This is a genomic window from Klebsiella sp. HN106, from assembly GCF_051209435.1.
Taxonomy (GTDB): domain Bacteria; phylum Pseudomonadota; class Gammaproteobacteria; order Enterobacterales; family Enterobacteriaceae; genus Klebsiella; species Klebsiella oxytoca.
Genome location: NZ_JBLURD010000174.1, coordinates 1 through 327, shown reverse-complemented (window position 1 = coordinate 327; position 327 = coordinate 1). Strand labels below are relative to the sequence as shown.

1 pseudogene is annotated in these 327 nt (G+C 66.4%); it reads left to right on the top strand.

Annotated features, from left to right (window positions below):
• Positions 1 to 327 (top strand): annotated as a pseudogene (locus ACSIPU_RS30820) (PLP-dependent aminotransferase family protein); the annotation flags it as partial.

The following is a 327-nucleotide window of genomic DNA, read 5'->3' as shown; positions in this document are numbered from 1 at the left end:
AGCGGTTACTACCTGCATCCCGACTATCATGAAGCTTCGCCTGCCGCCGTCGAGAGTGCACCGCAGCGCGAAGCGGCTGCACCACGCTGGGGCGACCGGCTGCAGATGACCCCCAGCCAGCAGGAGTCGATCCTCAAACCGGCGGGCTGGATGCACTACCGCTACCCGTTTATCTACGGCCAGCCCGATACCCGGCAATTCCCGCTGGCCACCTGGCGCTCGGCGGCGAACTGGCTGCACGGCGGGGTGCGCGACCCGGCGTGGGTCATCGACCATATTGACCAGGATGTGCCGATGCTGATCGAGCAGATCCGCACCCGGGTGCTG